Genomic DNA, 1,353 nt, shown 5'->3' with positions numbered 1-1,353 from the left:
GTGCTATCTGCGCCCATATCATCCAGTGGTCGTAGCTAGTCGTTGATGTTCTCCGCTTCGATAACTCTGTTGAATTGGCTCTCCATTCCATTCTCCTGTGACTCGGAAGTGCATTTATCATCTCCATAAAACAAAACCCGCCGTAGCGAGTTCAGATAAAATAAATCCCCGCGAGTGCGAGGATTGTTATGTAATATTGGGTTTAATCATCTATATGTTTTGTACAGAGAGGGCAAGTATCGTTTCCACCGTACTCGTGATAATAATTTTGCACGGTATCAGTCATTTCTCGCACATTGCAGAATGGGGATTTGTCTTCATTAGACTTATAAACCTTCATGGAATATTTGTATGCCGACTCTATATCTATACCTTCATCTACATAAACACCTTCGTGATGTCTGCATGGAGACAAGACACCGGATCTGCACAACATTGATAACGCCCAATCTTTTTTGCTCAGACTCTAACTCATTGATACTCATTTATAAAACTCCCTTGCAATGTATGTCGTTTCAGCTAAACGGTATCAGCAANGTTTATGTAAAGAAACAGTAAGATAATACTCAACCCGATGTTTGAGTACGGTCATCATCTGACACTACAGACTCTGGCATCGCTGTGAAGACGACGCGAAATTCAGCATTTTCACAGCGTTATCTTTTACAAAACCGACCTCACTCTCCTTTGATGCGAATGCCAGCGTCAGACATCATATGCAGATACTCACCTGCATCCTGAACCCATTGACCTCCAACCCCGTAATAGCGATGCGTAATGATGTCGATAGTTACTAACGGGTCTTGTTCGATTAACTGACGCGGAAACTCTTCCAGGTCACCAGTGCAGTGCTTGATAACAGGAGTCTTCCCAGGATGGCGAACAACAAGAAACTGGTTTCCGTCTTCACGGACTTCGTTGCTTTCCAGTTTAGCAATACGCTTACTCCCATCCGAGATAACACCTTCGTAATACTCACGCTGCTCGTTGAGTTTTGATTTTGCTGTTTCAAGCTCAACACGCAGTTTCCCTACTGTTAGCGCAATATCCTCGTTCTCCTGGTCGCGGCGTTTGATGTATTGCTGCTTTCTTTCCCGTTCATCCAGCAGTTCCAGCACAATCGATGGTGTTACCAATTCATGGAAAAGGCCTGCGTCAAATCCCCAGTCGTCATGCATTGCCTGCTCTGCCGCTTCACGCAGTGCCTGAGAGTTAATTTCGCTCACTTCGAACCTCTCTGTTTACTGATAAGTTCCAGATCCTCCTGGCAACTTGCACAAGTCCGACAACCCTGAACGACCAGGCGTCTTCGTTCATCTATCGGATCGCCACACTCACAACAATGAGTGGCAG

At 45.0% G+C, this 1,353-nt stretch carries 3 protein-coding genes and 1 pseudogene; all 4 read right to left on the bottom strand.

Annotation, left to right across the window (positions count from 1 at the left end; genetic code table 11):
• Window positions 1–114: pseudogene (locus tag AACS05_RS24880) on the bottom strand (hypothetical protein); the annotation flags it as partial.
• A gap of 88 nt (window positions 115–202) precedes the next feature.
• Window positions 203–436, bottom strand: a complete 234-nt coding sequence (locus AACS05_RS24875; protein WP_079120749.1) for a hypothetical protein — start codon at window positions 434–436, stop codon at window positions 203–205.
• Between the two features lie 241 nt (window positions 437–677).
• On the bottom strand, window positions 678–1,226 hold the full coding sequence (locus tag AACS05_RS24870) for an ead/Ea22-like family protein (protein ID WP_045438144.1): 549 nt from the start codon (window positions 1,224–1,226) through the stop codon (window positions 678–680).
• Window positions 1,223–1,353 (bottom strand): TraR/DksA C4-type zinc finger protein (locus tag AACS05_RS24865; RefSeq protein ID WP_174217796.1); only part of this gene is annotated, 131 nt, incomplete at its 5' end. The genes AACS05_RS24865 and AACS05_RS24870, both read right to left, overlap by 4 nt.

It is taken from the genome of Citrobacter sp. S-77 (assembly GCF_963864895.1).
Taxonomy (GTDB): Bacteria; Pseudomonadota; Gammaproteobacteria; order Enterobacterales; family Enterobacteriaceae; genus Citrobacter; species Citrobacter murliniae.
This window is presented reverse-complemented; position numbering and strand designations above follow the sequence as displayed.

What these genes read in the sequence shown, in the direction of transcription:
- AACS05_RS24875 (WP_079120749.1), bottom strand. Translation starts at nt 436, where the DNA reads ATGTTGTGCAGATCCGGTGTCTTGTCTCCATGCAGACATCACGAAGGT.